The sequence below is a fragment of the Leifsonia sp. GW821-FHT13C09 genome (assembly GCF_058806435.1).
In genome coordinates, this window is sequence record NZ_JBXAPS010000035.1 from 1 (window position 1) to 1,405 (window position 1,405).

Annotated in this window: 1 protein-coding gene; it reads left to right on the forward strand. The window is 65.6% G+C overall.

Annotated features, from left to right (window positions below; genetic code table 11):
* Positions 1 to 122 precede the first annotated feature (122 nt).
* Positions 123 to 1,346 (forward strand): IS256 family transposase, encoded by a 1,224-nt coding sequence (locus AC1ROW_RS22215; RefSeq protein ID WP_431347436.1) that lies wholly within the window; start codon positions 123 to 125, stop codon positions 1,344 to 1,346.
* The last annotated feature ends 59 nt before the right edge of the window (positions 1,347 to 1,405 follow it).

Sequence of the window (1,405 nt, forward strand, 5' to 3'; positions counted from 1 at the left end):
GGTGGCGTCCCTTGGGGTGGTGTAGTTCTTGGGCTTGAGTGTCACGTCGTTGACGTGGCGAGCCATCGTGCGATGGTCAGTGAGAACTGTCTAGGAATCTCACGAAAGGACACAAACGCACGATGGCTCTTGACCAGTCTGCCCTCCTCGAGCTGCTCGGGGAACTCAAACTCACCGATGTGACCGATCGGATCCGGGTCGCGACCGAGACGCTCTATCAGGAGTTGATCGACGCGGAAGCGGCCGCGTTCATCGGCGCAGCCCCGTTCGAACGCAACCCGGATCGGGTGGCCCAGCGCAACGGGACCCGACCGCGGGCGTTGACCACGACCGCCGGCGAGCTGGAGTTGAAGATCCCCAAGCTGCGGCAGGGCAGCTTCTTCCCGTCGCTGCTGGAGCGGCGCCGCCGGGTCGACCAAGCGTTGTTCGCGGTGGTGATGGAGGCCTATGTTCACGGTGTCTCAACCCGGAAGGTCGATGATCTGGTGAAGGCGCTCGGCGCCGGCACCGGGATCTCCAAGTCCGAGGTGTCCCGGATCTGCGCCAACCTGGACGAGGACGTCGCCGCGTTCCGGGACCGGCCGCTGGCGGAGACGACCTACCCGTATGTGTTCCTGGACGCCACCTACTGCAAGGCCCGCGTCGGCCGACGAGTGGTCTCCCAAGCCGTCGTGGTCGCGGTCGGTGTCGCCGCCGACGGCCGCCGTGAAGTCCTCGGCTTCGAGGTCGGCGAGACCGAGTCGCAACCGTTCTGGACCACGTTCCTGCGCTCATTGAAAGCGCGCGGACTCGACGGGGTGAAGCTGGTGATCTCCGACGCTCACACCGGTTTGATCGCCGCCATCGCCACCGTGTTCGCCGGCGCAGCCTGGCAACGCTGCCGCGTCCACTTCATGCGCAACGTCCTCGCCAACGTCCCGAAGACCGCCGGGCCGATGGTTGCCTCGATCATCCGCACGATCTTCGCCCAACCCGACACTGAACACGTCACCGCGCAGTTCGGCGAGGTCACCCAGATGCTGGCCCGGTCCCATCCGAAGGTCGCGGACATGCTCGAGGACGCCCGTGATGACCTGCTCGCCTTCACCGGGTTCCCGACCGCGCATTGGCGGCAGATCTGGTCCACGAACCCGTTGGAGCGGGTCAACAAGGAGATCAAACGCCGCACCGACGTCGTCGGCACCTTCCCCAACCCGGCCGCCCTGCTGCGTCTGGCCGGGCACGTCCTGATCGAGCAGCACGACGAGTGGGACGGCGCCGACCGCCGCTACTTCAGCGAGCACTCCATGAAGCTGCTGGACGTTCAACCCGAGGAGGTGGCAATCCCCGAACTCACTGCGGCATAATCACCAACAGCTGATCCCGCACGGTGTCGAGAAACTCCACCACTCAACGGGACGCCACC

Excerpts from the sequence above, each read along its gene's own strand:
- AC1ROW_RS22215 (WP_431347436.1), top strand. The coding sequence starts at position 123 with ATGGCTCTTGACCAGTCTGCCCTCCTCGAGCTGCTCGGGGAACTCAAA.